At 63.5% G+C, this 18,172-nt stretch carries 17 protein-coding genes; 7 read left to right on the top strand and 10 right to left on the bottom strand.

What is annotated here, in order from left to right; all coding sequences use genetic code 11:
- Window positions 1–62: 62 nt before the first annotated feature.
- Window positions 63–1,034, bottom strand: coding sequence for a choline ABC transporter substrate-binding protein (locus tag BLQ85_RS10085; RefSeq protein ID WP_074576427.1), 972 nt, complete (start codon window positions 1,032–1,034; stop codon window positions 63–65).
- A gap of 253 nt (window positions 1,035–1,287) precedes the next feature.
- On the opposite strand from BLQ85_RS10085, the gene BLQ85_RS10080 reads away from it, so the two are divergent.
- The 4 genes from BLQ85_RS10080 to BLQ85_RS10065 all read left to right on the top strand — a co-directional run bounded on the left by BLQ85_RS10080 (window position 1,288) and on the right by BLQ85_RS10065 (window position 6,812).
- On the top strand, window positions 1,288–2,322 hold the full coding sequence (locus BLQ85_RS10080; RefSeq protein ID WP_074576425.1) for a GlxA family transcriptional regulator: 1,035 nt from the start codon (window positions 1,288–1,290) through the stop codon (window positions 2,320–2,322).
- Between the two features lie 168 nt (window positions 2,323–2,490).
- On the top strand, window positions 2,491–3,954 hold the full coding sequence (betB, locus tag BLQ85_RS10075; RefSeq protein WP_074576832.1) for a betaine-aldehyde dehydrogenase: 1,464 nt from the start codon (window positions 2,491–2,493) through the stop codon (window positions 3,952–3,954).
- A 45-nt stretch (window positions 3,955–3,999) separates the two neighbouring features.
- Complete coding sequence (betA, locus tag BLQ85_RS10070) at window positions 4,000–5,658, top strand: choline dehydrogenase (RefSeq protein ID WP_074576423.1); 1,659 nt, start codon at window positions 4,000–4,002, stop codon at window positions 5,656–5,658.
- A 92-nt stretch (window positions 5,659–5,750) separates the two neighbouring features.
- Complete coding sequence (locus BLQ85_RS10065) at window positions 5,751–6,812, top strand: DMT family transporter (RefSeq protein WP_074576420.1); 1,062 nt, start codon at window positions 5,751–5,753, stop codon at window positions 6,810–6,812.
- Here the strand turns inward: BLQ85_RS10065 and BLQ85_RS10060 are convergent.
- The gene (locus BLQ85_RS10060) at window positions 6,809–8,257 is read right to left on the bottom strand and encodes an N-acyl-D-amino-acid deacylase family protein (RefSeq protein ID WP_074576418.1); all 1,449 of its coding nucleotides are present in this window, start codon (window positions 8,255–8,257) and stop codon (window positions 6,809–6,811) included. The genes BLQ85_RS10065 and BLQ85_RS10060 overlap by 4 nt on opposite strands.
- Before the next feature lie 6 nt (window positions 8,258–8,263).
- The gene (locus BLQ85_RS10055) at window positions 8,264–9,244 is read right to left on the bottom strand and encodes a Bug family tripartite tricarboxylate transporter substrate binding protein (protein WP_074576416.1); all 981 of its coding nucleotides are present in this window, start codon (window positions 9,242–9,244) and stop codon (window positions 8,264–8,266) included.
- A gap of 50 nt (window positions 9,245–9,294) precedes the next feature.
- On the opposite strand from BLQ85_RS10055, the gene BLQ85_RS10050 reads away from it, so the two are divergent.
- On the top strand, window positions 9,295–10,266 hold the full coding sequence (locus BLQ85_RS10050) for a LysR substrate-binding domain-containing protein (RefSeq protein WP_254806399.1): 972 nt from the start codon (window positions 9,295–9,297) through the stop codon (window positions 10,264–10,266).
- 110 nt (window positions 10,267–10,376) lie between these two features.
- On the opposite strand, the gene BLQ85_RS10045 is transcribed toward BLQ85_RS10050, so the two are convergent.
- The 7 genes from BLQ85_RS10045 to BLQ85_RS10015 all read right to left on the bottom strand — a co-directional run bounded on the left by BLQ85_RS10045 (window position 10,377) and on the right by BLQ85_RS10015 (window position 16,091).
- A complete protein-coding gene (locus BLQ85_RS10045) occupies window positions 10,377–11,090 on the bottom strand; it encodes an aspartate/glutamate racemase family protein (RefSeq protein WP_074576413.1) in 714 nt (237 codons plus the stop codon).
- A gap of 43 nt (window positions 11,091–11,133) precedes the next feature.
- A complete protein-coding gene (locus BLQ85_RS10040; RefSeq protein ID WP_217631814.1) occupies window positions 11,134–12,411 on the bottom strand; it encodes an NAD(P)/FAD-dependent oxidoreductase in 1,278 nt (425 codons plus the stop codon).
- A 48-nt stretch (window positions 12,412–12,459) separates the two neighbouring features.
- Complete coding sequence (locus tag BLQ85_RS10035) at window positions 12,460–13,185, bottom strand: amino acid ABC transporter ATP-binding protein (protein ID WP_074576408.1); 726 nt, start codon at window positions 13,183–13,185, stop codon at window positions 12,460–12,462.
- Between the two features lie 60 nt (window positions 13,186–13,245).
- Window positions 13,246–13,896, bottom strand: coding sequence for an amino acid ABC transporter permease (locus tag BLQ85_RS10030; RefSeq protein ID WP_139200937.1), 651 nt, complete (start codon window positions 13,894–13,896; stop codon window positions 13,246–13,248).
- Window positions 13,897–13,907: 11 nt separating this feature from the next.
- Window positions 13,908–14,576, bottom strand: coding sequence for an amino acid ABC transporter permease (locus BLQ85_RS10025; protein ID WP_074576406.1), 669 nt, complete (start codon window positions 14,574–14,576; stop codon window positions 13,908–13,910).
- Between the two features lie 85 nt (window positions 14,577–14,661).
- Window positions 14,662–15,462: an ABC transporter substrate-binding protein gene (locus tag BLQ85_RS10020; protein WP_074576404.1), complete on the bottom strand. Its 801-nt coding sequence runs from the start codon at window positions 15,460–15,462 to the stop codon at window positions 14,662–14,664.
- A gap of 113 nt (window positions 15,463–15,575) precedes the next feature.
- Entirely contained in the window at window positions 15,576–16,091 is a 516-nt protein-coding gene (locus tag BLQ85_RS10015; RefSeq protein WP_074576402.1) for an Lrp/AsnC family transcriptional regulator, read from the bottom strand.
- A gap of 277 nt (window positions 16,092–16,368) precedes the next feature.
- On the opposite strand from BLQ85_RS10015, the gene BLQ85_RS10010 reads away from it, so the two are divergent.
- Both BLQ85_RS10010 and BLQ85_RS10005 read left to right on the top strand, forming a co-directional pair.
- Complete coding sequence (locus BLQ85_RS10010; protein ID WP_254806398.1) at window positions 16,369–16,758, top strand: helix-turn-helix domain-containing protein; 390 nt, start codon at window positions 16,369–16,371, stop codon at window positions 16,756–16,758.
- A 55-nt stretch (window positions 16,759–16,813) separates the two neighbouring features.
- Window positions 16,814–18,157 (top strand): type II toxin-antitoxin system HipA family toxin, encoded by a 1,344-nt coding sequence (locus BLQ85_RS10005; RefSeq protein WP_074576400.1) that lies wholly within the window; start codon window positions 16,814–16,816, stop codon window positions 18,155–18,157.
- Window positions 18,158–18,172 lie beyond the last annotated feature (15 nt).

Raw genomic sequence — 18,172 nt, 5'->3', positions numbered from 1 at the left:
TTGATGAGACAAGCGATAACTTCGCGGTAACTTTCCGATAACTTTTTTTGGTGGCGACGCGGTCAAAGACCCAGATGCTTGCTGACCGCCGCCAGCCCATCCTTGCCGTCAAAGGTGCTGACCTCGGCCAGCCACTTCTTGAGCACATCCGGGTTCTTCTTCAACCAATCGCGGGCCGCGTCGTTCGGCTTGACCTTGTTGGTGATGGGCACCATCACCTGGTTTTCCAGGTCGGTGCTGAATTGCAGGTTGCCGATCAGCCTGGCCGCGTTCGGGCAGCGCGCCTGGTAATCGGGGGTGGTCGCGGTGTACACCTTGGCCTCGCCGAAATTCGGGCCGAACACGGTGTCGCCGCCTTCCAGGTATTTCATCTTCAGCTGCACGTTCATCGGATGCGGTTCCCAGCCCAGGAAGACGATCCATTTTTTCAGGCGCGACGCGCGCTGTATTTCGGACAGCATGCCGGCTTCGCTGGACTCAACCAGCTTGAAATCCTTCAGGCCGAACTCGTTCTTGTCGATCATGCGCTGGATCAGCAGATTGCCGTCATTGCCGGCTTCGATGCCGTAGATCTTTCCATCGAGCTCTTTGCGAAATTTCGCGATGTCGGCAAAGGTCTTCAGGCCGCCTTCAAAAGCGGTGCTGTTGACCGCCAGCGTGTATTTGGCACCGGCCAGGTTGGGCTGATCCAGCACCTTGACCTGGCCCGCCTTGACGAAGGGCTCGATCATGGGCGTCATGCTCGGGTTCCAGTAGCCGAGAAAAACATCGATCTGCTTGCTCTTGATGCCCGCGAAGGTAATCGGCACCGAAGCCAGCGTCGTCTTCGGCTGGTAACCCAGGCCTTCCAGGACCACCGATGCCAGCCCCGTGGTGGCCGCGATGTCGCTCCAGCCGACATCACCAAAACGCACCGTGCGGCAGCTTTCCGCCTCTTTGGCGCCAGCCGGCGATTTGCTTTGTGCGCTTGCGGGGCCGGCGCAAAGGGTGAGGGCAAGAACCGCAAGCGAGCCGAGTATGTGCAGAGACCTCATGTCACGTTTTCCTGGTTGGATAGCGCATTTACAGGGACTGAAACAGGCCTGCCCACCGCATGCTTTTTTTGCCGTTCCCGCCGCAAGGCGAGTGGTGCATGCCGGTAAGCAGTGCTCTTCCGTTGACGAACTATAGGTTTAGGAAAACAGCCAATATTGACGTAATACGACTAACATATGTCGTATTCCGTCAAACACCTGAGGGCTGCGCAAAATACCTTATAGGCTGTTTGTCAACGCATGGCGGGTCTCTATGAAGGAAGAAAACCGGGAGCGCACGTCGCCCAAAGCCACACCCGCGGCGCGCAGGGTCGGCTTGCTGCTGATCCCGCAGTTTTCCAACCTGGGCCTGGCCCTGGTGATGGAACCGCTGGTGCTGGCCAACTGGCTGATGCAGCGCAAGCTGTTCGAATGGACCACGCTTTCGGTCGACGGTGCACCGGTGATAGGGACGCACGGCATGCAGGTGCCGGTGGATGCGGAGTTGTCTGATGACATGGAGTTCTCCGCGGTTTTTGTGATTGCCAGCTTCGAGGCCAAGAAGTACGCGAAGAACCGCAAGATCAAAAACTGGCTGAGGCGGCAGGCGGCCTTCGGCGCGGAACTCGCGGGCATAGAGACCGGCGCCGAAATCCTGGCAGCCGCTGGTTTGCTCGATGGCTATAGCGCGGCGATTCATTGGGACAACCTGGAAGGCTTCCAGGAGCTGTACCCGAGCGTCAATGCGAAAGACCAGTTTTACACCATAGAAAGACGCCGCCTGACCTGTGCGGGCGCCACGTCAACGCTGGACATGATGCTGCAGTGGATAGGCGAGCGCGAAGGCGCCGACCTGGCACACGAGGTTTCGCAGCACATGCAGTACACGCAGGTCCGCTACCCAACGGACTCCTTGCTCAGCAGTGCCAACAAGCGCCCCGGCGAAGGCAGCAGGCATGTTCAGGCCGCGATCAATCTGATGCAGGAAACCGTGGGAGAGCCCGTGCCCTGCGACGAGATCGCAACCCGGGTCGGGCTGTCGCGGCGCCAGCTGGAACGCCTGTTCCAGCACTACACGTCGCTGCCGCCCCTGAAGTACTACATCAACCTGCGGCTGGCGCGCGCGCACAAGCTGCTGCAGCAAACCGACATGAGTGTGGCGCAAGTGGCTGTCGGCGCCGGCTATTCGTCGCTGGAACATTTCTCGCGCGTCTACCGGGACAAGTTCGGCTGCCCGCCCAGGGCGGACCGGCTGCAGTCCGTGCAGGCGCCGGTGATGCGGCGGGCCGTTTCACCGGCGCGCAAATGAATGCCCAGCGCTGCACACCACTTGACGGGCTTGATGGAGCCCGGAAATTTGCGCCATCGCGTGGTCGTAATACATCAAGAGCGCAGGGTGCCCTGAACCTATAGTGAGCCGTCAAGGCAATCGACCCATCGACGATTGCACGGCGAAACATCGGAACAAGGTGAGCTCGTGACGACCCCCACACTACGCAACTACATAGACGGCGCTTACCAAGCCAGCACCGCTTCGGAAACACTGGAAAACCTGAATCCGGCCACGGGCCAGGTCCTGTGCCGCGTCGAACTGGCACTTGCGCCGGAACTCGAGCGTGCGGTTGAAGCGGCGCAAGCCGGGCTGGCGAAATGGTCGGCGATGAGCGGCGCGGAGCGCGGCCGCATCCTGTACCGGGCGGCGCAATTGCTGCGCGCGCGCAACCGCGAACTGGCCGAGCTGGAGGTGGCGGATTGCGGCAAGCCGATCCAGGAGGCCGAAGTGGTCGACGTCGCCAGCGGCGCCGACTGCATTGAATATTTTGCCGGCCTGGCGCCGACGATTCACGGCCACCATTACGGGCTCAAGAACGCTTTTGCGTACACGCGGCGCGAACCCCTGGGCATTTGCGTGGGCATAGGCGCCTGGAACTATCCCCTGCAGATCGCCTGCTGGAAGTCGGCGCCGGCCCTGGCCTGCGGCAACGCCATGATTTTCAAGCCATCAGAATTGACGCCGCGCAGCGCCGCCAGGCTCGCGGAAATCTACACCGAGGCCGGTGTGCCGGACGGCGTGTTCAATGTGCTGCAGGGCGACGGCCGCACCGGCCGGCTGCTGGTGTCGCACCCGGCGGTGGCCAAGGTGTCGCTCACGGGTTCGGTCGGCACCGGCAAAGCCGTCATGGCGGAAGCCGCCAAAACCCTGAAGCGCGCGACCATGGAGCTGGGTGGCAAATCGGCGCTGCTGGTGTTCCCCGATGCCGACCTGAGGCAGGCGGTGTCCGCCGCGATGCTCGGCAATTTTTATACGCAGGGCGAGGTCTGCACCAACTGCACGCGGGTCTTTGTGCATGAGGACATCCACGAGGCGTTTCTGGAACAGCTGCAGGCGCGCACCCGAAAACTGCGCATCGGCGACCCGATGGACCCGGCGACGCAGGTCGGCGCGCTGATTTCGCGCCCGCATATGCAGCGTGTGCTCAGCTACATCGACAAAGGCGTGGCCGAAGGCGCGCGGCTGGTCGCCGGGGGCAAACAGCTCAAGACCGGCGCACTGGTGCAGGGAAATTTTGTTGAGCCGACCATTTTTGCCGATTGCCGGGACGACATGAGCATCGTGCGTGAAGAGATCTTCGGGCCTGTGATGTCGGTGCTGCGATTCAGTGATGAGGCGGAAGCGGTGGCGCGCGCCAACGATACGCGCTTCGGCCTGGCAGCCGGGGTGTTCACCGGCGACCTGGCGCGCGGGCACCGGGTGGCGGCGCAATTGCAGGCGGGCGTGTGCTGGATCAACAACTACAACATCACGCCCATCGAGATGCCGTTTGGCGGTATCCGTGAATCGGGCATAGGCCATGAAAACAGCATGGTGACGATTGACTACTACACGCAGTTGAAGAGCGTGTACGTCGAGCTGGGTGAAGTGGCTTGTCCTTATGAATAGGACATCACGGCAAGCCGACTCCCGATCAGGAACTCCGGAATTCACATGAGACAAGAACAATACGACTACATCATCGTCGGCGCCGGTTCAGCCGGTTGCGTCCTCGCCAACCGCCTGACCGAAGACGAAGGCGCGCGCGTCCTGCTGCTGGAAGCCGGCCCGGCGGACCACAGCATCTTCATCCACATGCCGTCGGCCTTCGCTTACCCATTGGCCAACGACAAGTACAACTGGTTCTATGACACCGAACCGGAACCTTTCATGAACCAGCGTCGCATGCACTGCCCGCGCGGCCGCGTGCTCGGCGGCTCGTCGTCGATCAACGGCATGGTCTATATCCGCGGACACGCGTTTGACTATGACGCCTGGGCCGGCATGCCCGGGCTGGCGCAGTGGTCTTACGCACACTGCCTGCCCTACTTCAAGAAATCCGAAACCCGCCTGAAAGGCGGCGACGCCTACCGCGGCAAGGACGGCCCCTTGTATGTCTCCACGGCCGCCTGCAAGAACCCGCTCTACCGCGCTTTCATCGAGGCGGGGCAACAAGCCGGCTACCCCTACACCGAGGACATGAACGGCTACCAGCAGGAGGGCCTCGGGCCTATGGACATGACGGTCTACAAAGGCCGCCGCTGGAGCACGGCGCAGGCCTACCTGCGTCCGGCGGCCAGGCGCGGCAACCTGCGCGTGGTGACGCGCGCGCGCGTCACGCGGGTCTTGCTTGAGGGCGCACGCGCGACCGGTGTCGAATACGCGCAAGGTTCGCGCCTGCATCAGGTGGGTGCGGCGCGTGAGGTGATCCTGTCCGGCGGCGCGATCAATTCGCCGCAGCTGCTGATGCTGTCCGGCATCGGCAATGCGGAGGAGCTGCGCGCCTTGGGCATCCAGCCGCGGGTCGACCTTCCGGGTGTCGGCCAAAACCTGCAAGACCATCTCGAGGTTTACGTGCAGTACGCCAGCAAGCAGCCGATTACCCTGTACAGCGCGATGAACCCCCTGGCCAAACTGAAGATCGGCGTGCAATGGCTGTTCGCCGGAAAAGGCCTGGGCGCGACCAACCATTTCGAGTCCGGCGGCTTTATCCGCAGCGCGGCGGGCGTGGTGCATCCGGACCTGCAATACCATTTTCTGCCGATGGCGGTCAGCTACGACGGCAGCGCACCGGCCACGCAGCACGGCTTTCAGGCACACGTCGGGCCGATGCGCGCGACCAGCCGCGGCCATATCACGCTGCGCTCGGCGGACCCCAAGGCGCATCCGCGCATCCTGTTCAACTATATGCAGACCGAGCAGGACCGCAAGGAAATGCGCGCGGGTGTGCGGCTGACGCGCGAGATATTTTCCCAAGCGGCATTCGAGCCTTTCCGCAACGGCGAGATCTCGCCCGGGGCCAAGGTCCAGACCGATGCCGAAATCGACGCCTTCATCCGCGACAAGGCCGAAAGCGCTTTTCATCCGTCCTGCAGTTGCCGCATGGGGACCGATCCGATGGCGGTGGTGGACGGCGCCGGCCGCGTGCACGGCATCCAGAACCTGCGCGTGGTGGACGCCTCCATCATGCCCAATGTCGTCAGCGGCAACCTGAATGCGCCGACCATCATGATCGCGGAAAAAATCGCGGACCTGATTCGGGGCAGGTCACCGTTGCCGGCGCAGGTGGCGCCGGTCTATGTGGCGGAAAACCATGCAACCCATCAGCGTTGATCACGCCGCCCGTCCTCCAAGTTCATCACAAGCGAGCCAGCACTCGCGTAATATGGAAAAGGCATAAATCCCCGCACCCCAAAAGCCATTCCATGAACCCACTGTCCCAACCCGGCGTACTGGCCACCCTGCTCGCGGCCACCCTGTTCGGCACGGGCACCCCGCTGGCCAAGCTCTTGCTGGCGCAGGCCAGCCCCTGGCTGCTGGCGGCTTTGCTTTACCTGGGTTCGGGCGTTGGCTTGTTTCTGCTGCGGCGGCTGCGCCGCTCAGCGCCTGTGCGCATGCCTCGCGGGGAATGGAAATGGCTGGCCGGTGCCGTGATTGCGGGCGGCATGGTGGGCCCGGTCCTGCTGATGGTCGGTTTATCCGGCATGCCGGCGTCGGGTGCCTCGCTGCTGCTGAATGCGGAAGGCGTGTTGACGGCCTTGATTGCCTGGTTTGTTTTTCGCGAGAACTTTGACCGCCGCATCGCGCTGGGCATGCTGGCGATTGTGGCGGGCGGCGTGATTCTTTCCTGGCCTGGTGAGGCGCGCTTTGGGGCGTTGTGGCCGGCCCTGGCCGTGGTGGGCGCCTGCCTGGCCTGGGGTGTGGACAACAACCTGACGCGCAAGGTGTCCTTGTCCGACGCTTCGTTTATCGCCATGGTCAAAGGCCTGGTGGCCGGTGCCACCAACCTGGTGCTGGCGCTGTCGCTGGGCGCCGCGTGGCCCGCGCTACCTGTGGTGCTGGCGGCGGCGCTGCTGGGTTTTGCGAGCTATGGCGCGAGCCTGGCGCTGTTTGTGCTCGGCTTGCGCCACCTTGGGACGGCGCGCACGGGGGCGTATTTTTCCATCGCGCCGTTTGTGGGTGCGGCCCTGGCGATTGCCGTCCTCGGCGAGCCCGTCACGCTGTCCCTGCTCATCGCGGCGGCGTTGATGGCCTGGGGCGTCTGGCTGCACCTGACCGAGAGCCACCAGCATGCACACACCCATGAGCCGCTGGAGCACAGCCATGAACATGTGCACGGCCTGAGTGACGAGCACCACGACCATGCGCACGAAACGCACGAAGAGCCGGTGGCGCCCGGCACGCGCCACACGCATGCGCACCAGCACCTGCCCATCTCCCACAGCCATGCGCATTTCCCGGATGCCCACCACCGGCATTCGCATTAGCCAGTCTTGCGGATATTTCCTTTGCCGCGCAGCACGCGGCCGGCATCCATGTTGACGCTGAGGCCGTTGCGGCAGGCGAGCCGGCCATTGACAAAGACGGCGTCGATTCCCGAACTGACTTCGGTGGGGTGCTCATAGCTGGCGTTGGCGGTGACGCGATGTTCATCAAAGATGACGACGTCCGCGTGATTTCCGGGCGCCAGGATGCCGCGGCCGGCGAGGCCGAAGCGCCTTGCGCTGAGGCCCGTCATTTTGTAAATGGCAGTCTCAAGCGAAAACAGCTTTCTCTGGCGCACGTAGTGCCCCAGCACGCGCGGAAAAGTCCCCCACAAACGCGGATGCGGGCGCACGTCATGCGCCAGGCCGTCCGAGCCGACCATGGCCATCGGGTGGCTGAGGATGCGGCCGACGTCGTCCTCGCTCATCGCGAAGTAGATGGCCCCGGCCGGCTGCAATGCCCGCGCCACCTCTTCCTCGGTCTGGTTTCTTTCGCGCGCAAGGTCTTTCAGCGAGCGGCCCGCGACACCGGGCTCGGGCTGGGACCAGGTCACCAGCACGTCGCTTGACTGCTTCACGCGGGACGGCAGCAGCATGGTGGACGACGCGTTGTAGGGATAGCAGTCAAAGCAGACCGCTTGCCCTCGCGCCGCCTGCTCCAGCATCGCCAGGGTCTGCACGGATCGGCCGTGGTTGGCGGTGCCGACCAGCTTGTGATGGGAAATAACGGTGTCCACGCCCAGTTCCCGGCCTATGTGCAGGGCCTCGCGCAAGGCCTCGTCGATGGCGTCGCCTTCGTCGCGGATGTGCATGGTCACGATGCCGCCGGCCGCCTTGAGTTGCGCGCCCACGGCGACCACCTCTTCAGCCGTGGCCGCTTTCGCGGGCGGATAGTACAGCCCGGTCGACAGGCCGATGGCACCCGCGGCCAGCGCCGAGGCCAGCTCCGCCGCCATGGCCGCCGACTCATCGGGGGTGGCGGGCCTTCCAAGGTCGGCCATGTGCTTGACCCGCAGCGTGGAGTGGCCCACGAGGCAGGCGACATTGACGGCCAACGCGGACTGCTCCAGCGCATCCAGATAGGCCGCAAAACTCGGGTAGATCCAGCCGTCCGTTCCCAGGATGTCCAGCGGCGGCGGCGGATGGCGGGTCTGCAGGGGAGCAAGGCTGACACCGCAGTTGCCCGACACCACCGTCGTCACGCCCTGCGACAACTTGGGATGGGCACCCGCGGTGGGCGTGAGCAGCAAACGGTCATCGTGGGTGTGCACGTCGATAAAACCCGGCGCGACAATCCGCCCGTGCGCGCTCACCCGTTCGCTGGCGGGCGCGGCCGACAGGTCGCCGATGGCAAGAATTTTTCCCTGGGACATGCCGAGGTCGGCACGCACCCGGGCCGAACCCGTGCCGTCAACAAGCTCGCCGCCTTCAATGATGCAATCGAACATACGCGTTCAATCCACCTGGACGCCGGCGCGCTTGACGACCTCCGTCCACATCCGCGTCTCCCGCAGGGCGCGGTCAAACAGGCGGTCGGGTGAGCCTATGGTTGTCTCGAAGGAAATGGCGGCATAGCGCTCATTGACCGCGGCGCTGCCCAGCACCTTGTTGATTTCGCCGTTGAGCCTAAGCACGACGTCGCGCGGCGTGCCGGCCGGCGCGACAATGCCGCCCCAGGCCGTCGTTTCATACCCCTTGACGAACTCCCCAATGGTCGGCACCTCGGGAAACAATGGGCTGCGCGCCCGGCCTGAAACCCCCAGCGCCTTGATGCGCCCGTTCTTGATGTGCGGCGCGATGGACGACAGATTGTCGAACATCAGGTCGACCTGGCCGCCCATCAGGTCCTGGATGGCCTGCGGGCTGCCGCGGTAAGGCACGTGGGTCATGAAAGTGCCGGTCATGCTCTTGAACAGCTCACCACCCAGGTGGCCGGTGGTGCCGTTGCCGGGAGACGCCATGCTGAGTTTGCCGGGCCTGGATTTGGCCAGCGCGATCAACTCGGCCACGTTCTTCACGCCCAGGTCATTCCTGACGACGAGCGCGTTTTGCACATACCCAAGCAGCGCCACGGGGACCAGCTGTTTTTCCGGGTCATAGGGCAGCTTGGAGAACAGCGATTTGTTGATGGCCAGCGTGCCCACATTGCCGTATCCCAGCGTGTAGCCGTCCGGCGCCGCGCGCACGATCTCCTGCATGCCGATATTGCCGCTTGCGCCGGGCTTGTTGTCGATCACAAACGGCTGTCCCAGGGCTTTCATCAACTCGCTGGTCAGGATGCGGCAGATGTTGTCGGGCGAGCCGCCCGCAGCGGAGGGAACGATCAGGCGGATGGGCCGGTCGGGCCAGGCCGCGCGTGCCAGCAGGGGCGATGAGGCCATCGCCACGGCCCCCAGTTTGAGGAGATTTCGCCGCGTTGTCCGGTATTCGGTCATGGAGGTCACCTTGAGGATCGGGGATCAGGAATGAGGAAACTGAATGATGCGTGGACAAACCTTTGGCTACAAACGACAATTTCTGCGTCTTCCATGCTTTTTTCTCATGCACCATGATGCTGCGCGCGCCCTCCACCATGTCCCTGGTATGCCTTGAAGCCAGCGCGCGCTTGCGCTCTTTCACCGCGGCCGCGCAAGAGCTGCACCTGACACAAGGCGCGATCAGCCGCCAGATCATGGCGCTTGAAAGCCGCCTGGACCTCAAGCTGTTCGTGCGGCGCCGGGATGCGGTAGTCCTCACGGAGGCCGGCCGTTATTACCTGGATGAAGTCGGCCCAATTCTGCAGCGCCTCGAACGCGCGACCGCCAACGTGATGGCGCTCAAGGGGCGCGGAGGCACGCTGGCACTGTCGGTGGGCGCGTCGCTGGGCAGCTATTGGCTGATTCCGCGCCTGCCGGACTTCACGCGCGCGCACAGCGAGATCACCTTGAATTTCGCCACTCGCGTGGGGTCGGTCGATTTCAAGAGCATGGCGGTGGACGCCTCGCTCGAATTCGGTGACGGAAAACGTATCGGAGTTCACAACGATTTTGTTCTGCCCCTGACGATGGCGCCGTATGCCTCCGCCGCATGGATCACAAAACACGGGAAGTCGCTGACGTCCCGCACGCCGGTGTCGGCACTGGTGCACCACACCACCGTGCTGGACGCCTGGCAAAAATGGTTCGACCAAGCCGGCATCCAGATCGGCACCGGACAGGAGGGGCCGCGCTACGAGCTGATGTCGATGGCCCTGAACGCCGCGATAGCAGGCCTGGGGGCGGTGCTGCTGCCCGACTTCATGGCCCACGATGCGGTCGCAACCGGCCGTTTACGCCGGCTTTCGAAGAAACAATGGGCCTCCCCCCGGGGCTACTACCTGGTGTATCCCGAGGAGTCAGCCAAGCTTGAAGCCCTCACGGTGTTTCGCGCGTGGTTGCTCACGCAGGTAAGGGCGGGCAGCAGCCGTGTTGGCCTCTAGCGCAGGAATGGTCCTGCCGGCGTACCAGGGGGTGAACTTGTGGCCGTTTGGATTCCGCTAGCGGCCCCCATCCTTGCCACGGCGCAAGCCCAGGCAACTTGCAAAGCCCCTCAGATGGTCGAATGCAGGTAATTGACCATGGTGATGAAATCAAACACCGGCAGGCCTGACTCGCGCCGGATCGCTTCCGAGTAAGGCGGCAGGTCGGTGCATTCCAGGACAAAGGCCCGGATGCCCGGATGCTGCTCAAGCGCGCGTCGCGCCGTGCCCAGGACTTCCTGCTCGATGAGCTCCAGGGCTATGTCGGCATTCGGCTCGGCGAACATCCGGTTCCACTCCGGGCATTGCTCCAGGCCCAGGATATGCAAGCCGTCCATGCTGGCGATGCCGGCAGCCGCCAGGTGCTGCGGACCCAGGGCGCGTGCATTGGCGGTGATGATGCCGATTTCGCTCCGCGGGCCGTGCAGCAGCCTGACAAAGGGCACTTGCAGCAGGCTGGAGGTCAACACCGGCACGCCCGCGGCCTGCGCCAGTTCGCGCTGGAAGATGGCGTTGAACCCGCAGCTCGTCGTGATGGCCTTGATGCCTTGGGACACCATGGCGGCGGCGTCGGCCATCATGGTCTGCAGGACATCGGGGTCGGGATTCTCCAGAATCGTATGGACATTGGCGCCGCGCACCGGATGGAAGCTGACCGGATAACCATAGGACGCGGGATTGGTGCTGTTGCCGGGCAAGGCCTCGAGCTGCAGCAGGCCCCTGGGCACCTGCCCGGTCTCCCAGCACAGGACGCCGATTTTTGCCGCTTCGATTACAGCTGGCATGGCGTGCTCCCACGGGTGTGTTTGTTGTTCATGACGGGGCCGCTCAAAACCTGGCAATCCGGTAGGCAGACAGGTCAAAGGGCTCAGGGTCGCCACTCAGCATTCCGGCAACCAGCTGGGCGGTCAGCGCCGACAAGGTCAGCCCGAGATGGCCGTGGCCGAAGGCGTAACACACGTTCGCGCAGCGCGGCGAGCGCCCGATCACGGGCAGGGAGTCGGGCGTGGAGGGGCGGTAGCCCATCCATTCGCGCTGGACAGCCTGGCCCGTGATGCCGGGCAGCGCGTTGCGGGCAAAAGGAATAAGTGCGCGAATCCGCCGGAAATCCGGCGGCGCGTCCAGGCCCGCCAGTTCATCGCCGCTGCTCAGGGAGATGCCATCGTGCATGGGCGAGAGCACACACTGCTTTTCAGGAAAACACACCGGCCGGCCCAGCAGGGCATCACCGGTCGAGGCAAACGAAAGGTGGTAACCCCGCTCGGTGTCCAGGCTGACCTTGTCGCCGATCTGCGCGGCAAATTGTTTGGACCAGGCGCCCGCCGCGACGACCACCGCGTCAAACTGCCGTGTGGCCTGGTCTGTCGTGATGGACACACCGCCTGTGTCAAGCGGCCGCAGCGCCAGCACATTCTCCTGGAGGTATTGCGCCTGCCGCTGCCGCGCGCACTCAAAGTAGGACTGCGCCAGCGCCCGGGGATAGTTGACGAAGCCGCTGTCGGGCTGGAACAAGCCGCGCGTGTAGGCATTCCTGTTGAGCCGGGGCTCGAGCTCGGCGACCTCCGCGGCCTTGAGGATGGAGAAATGCACGCCATGGCGCGCCATCAATTCACGCTCGAGCGCACTGGCCGAAAACCCGGCGGCCGAGGCATAAAGCTTCAGCCAGCCGCCGGGCCGGATCAGGTCGCGGGCGCCGCTCAGGGCGGCCAGGGCGAGGTGGGCCTGCAGGGCATTGGACACAAGTGGATGCAGGGCCGCCGCGATGGCCGCGACGCGCTTGGGGCGCCCCGCCGCCATAAAACGCAGAAGCCACGGGAGGCCGCGGAAAAAATGCGCGGGCCGCAGCACGGCGGCGCCGTTCGGGTCAAGCAGGTAGGAGGGAATGGACCGGATCACCCCCGGCGTGGCGCTTGGCGTGACCGCGCCCGTGACGATGGCGCCGGCGTTCCCGGAACTGGTGCCGGCGCCGACTTCGCCGCGGTCCATGACGGTGACGGCATGGCCCCGGGCCGCGAGGGCCAAGGCCGTCGCCGCGCCGACAACGCCGGCCCCCACGATGGCGATGGAACGCCCGCCCTGTGTTCCATGCGTAGCCATGTCAGTCATTCAATGTCTTTCCGGGGTTCGTGCCGTCGCCTGGGGCGGCGGTGATGGCTAGTGATGAAGGATTTTTCCGAGGAATTCGCGCGTGCGCTCGTTCGCGGGCGCGGTAAAAAAGGCCTCGGGTTTGGCCACTTCCACCATGACACCCTTGTCGATGAAGGCCACGCGGTCCGCCACCTTGCGGGCAAAACCCATCTCGTGCGTGACCACAATCATGGTCATCCCGTCTTTCGCCAAAGCAACCATCACGTCCAGCACCTCATTGATCATTTCGGGATCGAGCGCGGAGGTCGGTTCGTCGAACAGCATGACCTTGGGCTGCATGCACAGGCTGCGGGCGATGGCGACGCGTTGCTGCTGCCCGCCCGACAGCTGCTGCGGGTAGGCATCACATTTGTCCGCCAGGCCCACTTTGGCCAGGATTTCCCGGCCCCGGCTGGCGGCTTCCTTGGCGGAGAGCTTGCGCACGTGGATGGGCGCCAGCGTGACGTTTTCGAGCGCCGTCTTGTGGGGATAAAGATTGAACTGCTGGAAGACAAAGCCCAGCTCCATGCGGAGCTTGCGCAGATTGGCCTCGCTGGCGACCGGCATGCCTTCAACCGTCAGCATGCCGGCCTGGAATTTTTCCAGGCCGTTGACGCAGCGGATCAGCGTGCTTTTTCCGGAGCCGCTGGGCCCGCAGACCACCACCACCTCGCCTTTTGCCACCTCAAGGTTGATGTTTTGCAGCACGTGGTGCGTGCCGTACCACTTGTTGACGTCGCTGAATTTAATCATTCCGGCTATTCCTCGCTGCCCGTGCCGGGAGGCGGCGGGCTGTTGAATGGTGCTGCTTCATCAGGTTTTTTCCAGTCGCCGGGACCAATAAAGCAGCGGGTAGCAGATCAGGAAGTAGCCCAGGCCCACCGCGCTAAAAACCAAAAGCCCATTGGGGACGGATTGCACGATCACCCAGCCGGAACGCGTCAGGTCGAGCAGCCCGATCGCGGAGACAACCGACGAATCCTTGACCAGCAGCACGTACTGCCCGACCAGGGAAGGGACGATCATTCGGGTGGCTTGCGGCAGCACCACCAGCCTCAGTTGCTGGAAGCGGCTGAGCCCCGAGGACGCGGCCGCCTCGAGCTGCCCCGCGGGCACGGCCCTGATGCCAGCGGCCACGATTTCAGAGATGAAGCAGGCCGCGAGGTTGGACAGGGCAATGGCGCCCGCGGTGAAGGAGTCGAGCTCTATGCCTGCTTCAGGGAGCACAAAAAAGACGACGAACACCTGGACCAGCACCGGCGTGCCGCGAAAGATGTCGGTGTAGGCCCCGACCAGGAAGGACAGGGCCCTGCTGGCGCTGGCGCGGCCTATGCCCAGCACAAAGCCCGCAACCGTTCCCGCGGCAATGCCGATGAAGGACAGCGCCAGCGTCACGCCGACGCCCTTCAGGACGACCGGGTAGTACTGGGCCATGCCGTGCAACTGGTCGAGGAACATATCCATGGCCATGGCTTTCAGCAGCGCCCGGGCCGCTGCGCAAGGCGGACCCATGCCGCGGCCGCCAGCTTCAGCCCGTAATAGATGAGCAGGTAGCAGGCGGCGGTGCTTGCCAGGCCTTCGACCGGCATGAAGCGGTCATTGGCCAGGGTTTGCCCCACACGCGTGAGCTCCAGCACGGAGATCAGCGACAGCAGGGACGAGTCCTTGACCAGCACGATGGCCTGCCCGATCAGCGGCGACACCATGGGCCGCAGCGCCTGCGGAAGAATGATGAGGCGCATCTGCTGCCAATAGCTCATTCCCGAACTGGCGCTCGCCTCCATCTGCCCCCGCGGAATCGAATGGATGCCGGAGCGGATGATTTCGCTGACGTAGGCGCCGCTGTTGATGGAAAGGGCGACGATGCCGATCATGATTTCCGGCATGAGCACGCCGAAATTCGGCAGCCCGAAATACAAGAAATAAAGCTGGGCCAGCAAGGGCGTCGCCCGGACCACGTCCACATAGGCGACAGCCGGCGCCCGGACAACCCGGGAGGACTGAAGGCTCATCGCACAGGCGACAACACCGATGGCAAGGGCTCCCGCGAACGCGGCCAGCGAAATCGACAGGGTGGAAACCAGGCCTCCCCAAAAATCGGGAAGGGTTTCGGCAATCACCCTGAAGTTCAGGTTTGACAGCATGCGCAGGCCGGTGGGTGAAAGGCTTGCGGCATGGGGACAGGCGCGAAGGTCAAAAGAAGGCCGTACCCGCGCTCACATCCCGGGATCAGTGCTCTTCTTTCCACTTGGGCGTGTTGACCCAGTAGTCGAGATTTTGTTGAAGGCGCCCGTCCAATGTGGTCTGGTCGATGAACAGGTTGATCCAGCTCAGAAGGTCCAGGGAGTCGTAGCGGGTCGCGTAGGCCAGGGGCTCCTTGGCCAGCAGCTCCGGCATGACCTTGAACGTTCCCTTGGGATAGCCGGCCGCCTGGCCCGCCACCGCGGAACTGTCATTGAGCAGGCAGTCCGCCTGGCCGTTTTTCACCGCGTCCAGCAGCAGGGTTCCGCCGCCCTTGTAGCTCTTGATCTCACCTTTGGGGAAGACGGTTTTGGCGAGCTTCTCGCCGGTGCTGCCGAACAGCACCGCGATTTTTGCGCCGGGCGCCTTGCAGGCATTCGTGGAAGTGAACTTGCTCCCCTCCTTCGCCGCCACCACGGGCCCGATGTAGATAAAGGGCTTGGTGAACGCGACTTTTGTCGCGCGGGCCAGGGTGGGCGTCATGTCGGCCGCGAGCAGGTCGGCCTTGCCGGAAATCAGGGCCGGCAACAGCCCGTCCCAGTCGAGGTCGAGGAACACCACCTTGACGCCCATTTCCTGGGCCATCAGTTTGGCAAGCTCCACCGAACTGCCGGTGCGCACGCCGTTTTTGTCGATCATCGAGAACGGAGGGCCTTGTGTCTGCACGGCAATGCGCAGCTCGCCGCGTTTGAGGATGTCCTCCAGGGTGGAGGCATGGGCGGTGCCGCACAGGCCCGCAAAGCCCGCGCAGGCCAGCAGCACGGTGGCCAGGGAATTCGGGATCTTCATTGCTTTCTCCTTTAATGGTCTCCCCGGGGGAACATCCTCCGGGGACAGGCGCATTTCTCAAACATTCGCGGGCCAGGGGGCCGAGGCCAAAGGGGTCGAAGGGGCCAAAAAGGCTAAGGGGTTGAAGGGCCGGTGCCGCCATCGGCGCCCTGCTCCCAGCAGCCGCGCGGCAGGTTGACCCATTTGTTGCGCGACTTCATGACCACAAAGGTCTCGCTGCGGCTGATGATCCCGGGCCCGGCAACCCTGGGAAGCAGCTCGCTGGTAAAACGGTAAAGGTCCTGGACGTCTCCGGCCACCAGCACTTCGACGATGAGGTCGAAGCGGCCGGTCACCACACTCACGGACGTCACGAAGGGCAGCTCCGCGAGCTTTTGCGTGAGTTCGTCAAGATGCCCCTGCGCATTGGCGCTGATGCCCACGATGGCCCCAATGAGTTCCGGCCGTTCCGACAGGTTCAGCAGCCCGACGATCTTCAAGGCGTTTTTTTCGATCAAGGCCTTCAGGCGCGTGCGGACCGTGGGAGGGCTCAGCTGCATTTTTTCCGCCAGCTGGTTCACGCCGTCCTGCGCGTCGTCGGAAAGCAGCCGGGTCAAACGGCGGTCGGTGGCGTCGAGAAATTCACGCATGACAAAAATTTACTTTGAAAATTAATTTGGTTTATTTTTTCTAAAAGAAAAATAAATAACTTATTAATTACTTTATGAGTAAATTTTTCGCAATATATTGGCGTTTACACCTAGGAGCGATGCTCCAATCATGGAAGCGGCGGCTCGCTTTTTGTCCATGCCATGCCGGTCAAGCCATACATTCCACGTCCGGCATCAATGATCGTTAAATCAATCATTAATTCCATAAGGCTTGATTTATCGAGCACGAATTGATGAAAAATCCAATCAGTGTAAAATGTTCGTTAAATCAATCGTTATCGACATATTGAATGATTTCACGAACATGAAAGTACAACAATCCGCAGTCCTCAGCCCACAGCTCGCGCAAGAGACGGTCCATCTCGGACATCTTCTTGCGCGCCTGCGCCAGGCGCGCAAGGTCAAACAGGCCGATGCGGCACTGCGCGCGGGCTTCTCGCGCAATACCGCCTACCGCCTGGAGAAGGGTGACCCCGGACTGGCAATTGGGCAGGTGCTTCGCTACCTCGATGCCATCGCGCCCGGCACCACGCTGGCAGCTTTGTTGACGCAGGCCGACCCCGCGCTGGCGGCCCTGCAGGCGCGCGAATCAACAAAACGTGTTCGCGACCTGAGCGCGGCCGAGCTCAAGGACCTGGATTTCTGAACCCAGGCCCGCACCGGCAGTGCCTTTCATCTCCTTTATCTAGAGCGGAATTTTTATGGCGGCCAAAGACCTGAAGCTGATGACCTTCGCCTACCTGGGCGAAGCCTGGGCGCCTTGCGGGCAGCTCACGATGACCGAGCAGGGTTCCGATCTCCTGGCATCGCGCTTTGCCTACGGCCTGAAGTATCTGGCCCGCAGAGATGCCCTGGAGGTGGACCCGGTCAGCCTGGCCACTCGCGGGCCGGAGCCCGTCAAGGGCAAGCTGCTGCTGCCGGTCAACACCCTGGCGAGCTTCGGCGGCATACGCGACGCTGCGCCGGATTCCTGGGGGCGCCGGGTGATCGAGGCCAAGCTCAAGGTGCCCGCAAACAGCCTGGCCGAGTCGCAGTACCTGCTGCATGCGGGCAGCGAGCGGGTAGGCGCGCTGGACATCCGCTCGGGTATTGCTGACGGCCCCACCGGTGCCGCCGGTGGCGTTCACGCGCTCAGCTACTTGATGGAGGCCGCGGAGCGCATCGAGGCGGGAGAAGACGTTCCCGCCAGGCTTGAACACATTTTCGAAGTTGGGACGGCACTCGGCGGCGCCCGGCCCAAAGCGTCCGTGCGTGATGAGGACGGCGCCCTTTGGCTCGCGAAGTTCCAAAGCAGGAGTGACACCTTTGACATCCCCGCGGTCGAATGTGCTTCGCTGGAGCTCGCGCGGGAGGCCGGATTGAACGTGCCCCCCGTGGCCACGCGCCTTCTGGGCGGCCGCCGCATCATGATGATCCGGCGTTTCGACCGCTACTGGCTGGCACACGGAACGCTGCCCACCGCCGCAACCGACTTGCTGCTGGCACCCGCCGACGGCCTGACCGAGCGCCGCATGGGTTTTGTGAGCGGCCTGACCCTGGTCGGATGTGACGAGACCGAGTCGCGAACAAAATCCTATGCCGACCTGGCCGCCGCCGTGCGCCGGTATTGCCATCCGGACGTGATCCGCGCGGACAACGAAGAACTCTTCAAGCGCATGGTGTTCAACATCCTCGCCAGCAACGACGACGACCACCTGCGCAACCATGGCTTCCTGTGGGATCCCCGCCTGCCCGGCTGGCGGCTCAGTCCCCTGTATGACGTGCTGCCCCGGCCGAGCCATGCGACCGAGCGCCTTCTTCACCTGGGAGTCGGGCCCCAGGGTCGCCTCGCGACACTCGACAACGCGCTGGGCGGGCACCCGGCGTTCTCCTTGAGCCAGGCCCGCGCTTGCGAATTGATCGACGAGGTCTGGCGCGTCGTGCGGGAATGGAAGGTGTCGTTCGAGCGCTCAGGCGTCCCGGGAGACGACATTGCCAGGATCGCACCCGCCTTCAGGCACCTGGACGATATCAGCACAGCGGACACACGCAAGCTATTGCCTTGACGCGCCGCCCCACCC

It is taken from the genome of Polaromonas sp. JS666 (genome assembly GCF_900103405.1).
GTDB lineage: Bacteria > Pseudomonadota > Gammaproteobacteria > Burkholderiales > Burkholderiaceae_C > Polaromonas.
Note: the sequence above shows the minus strand (reverse complement) of the source record. Positions and strands in the feature narration are given on the sequence as shown.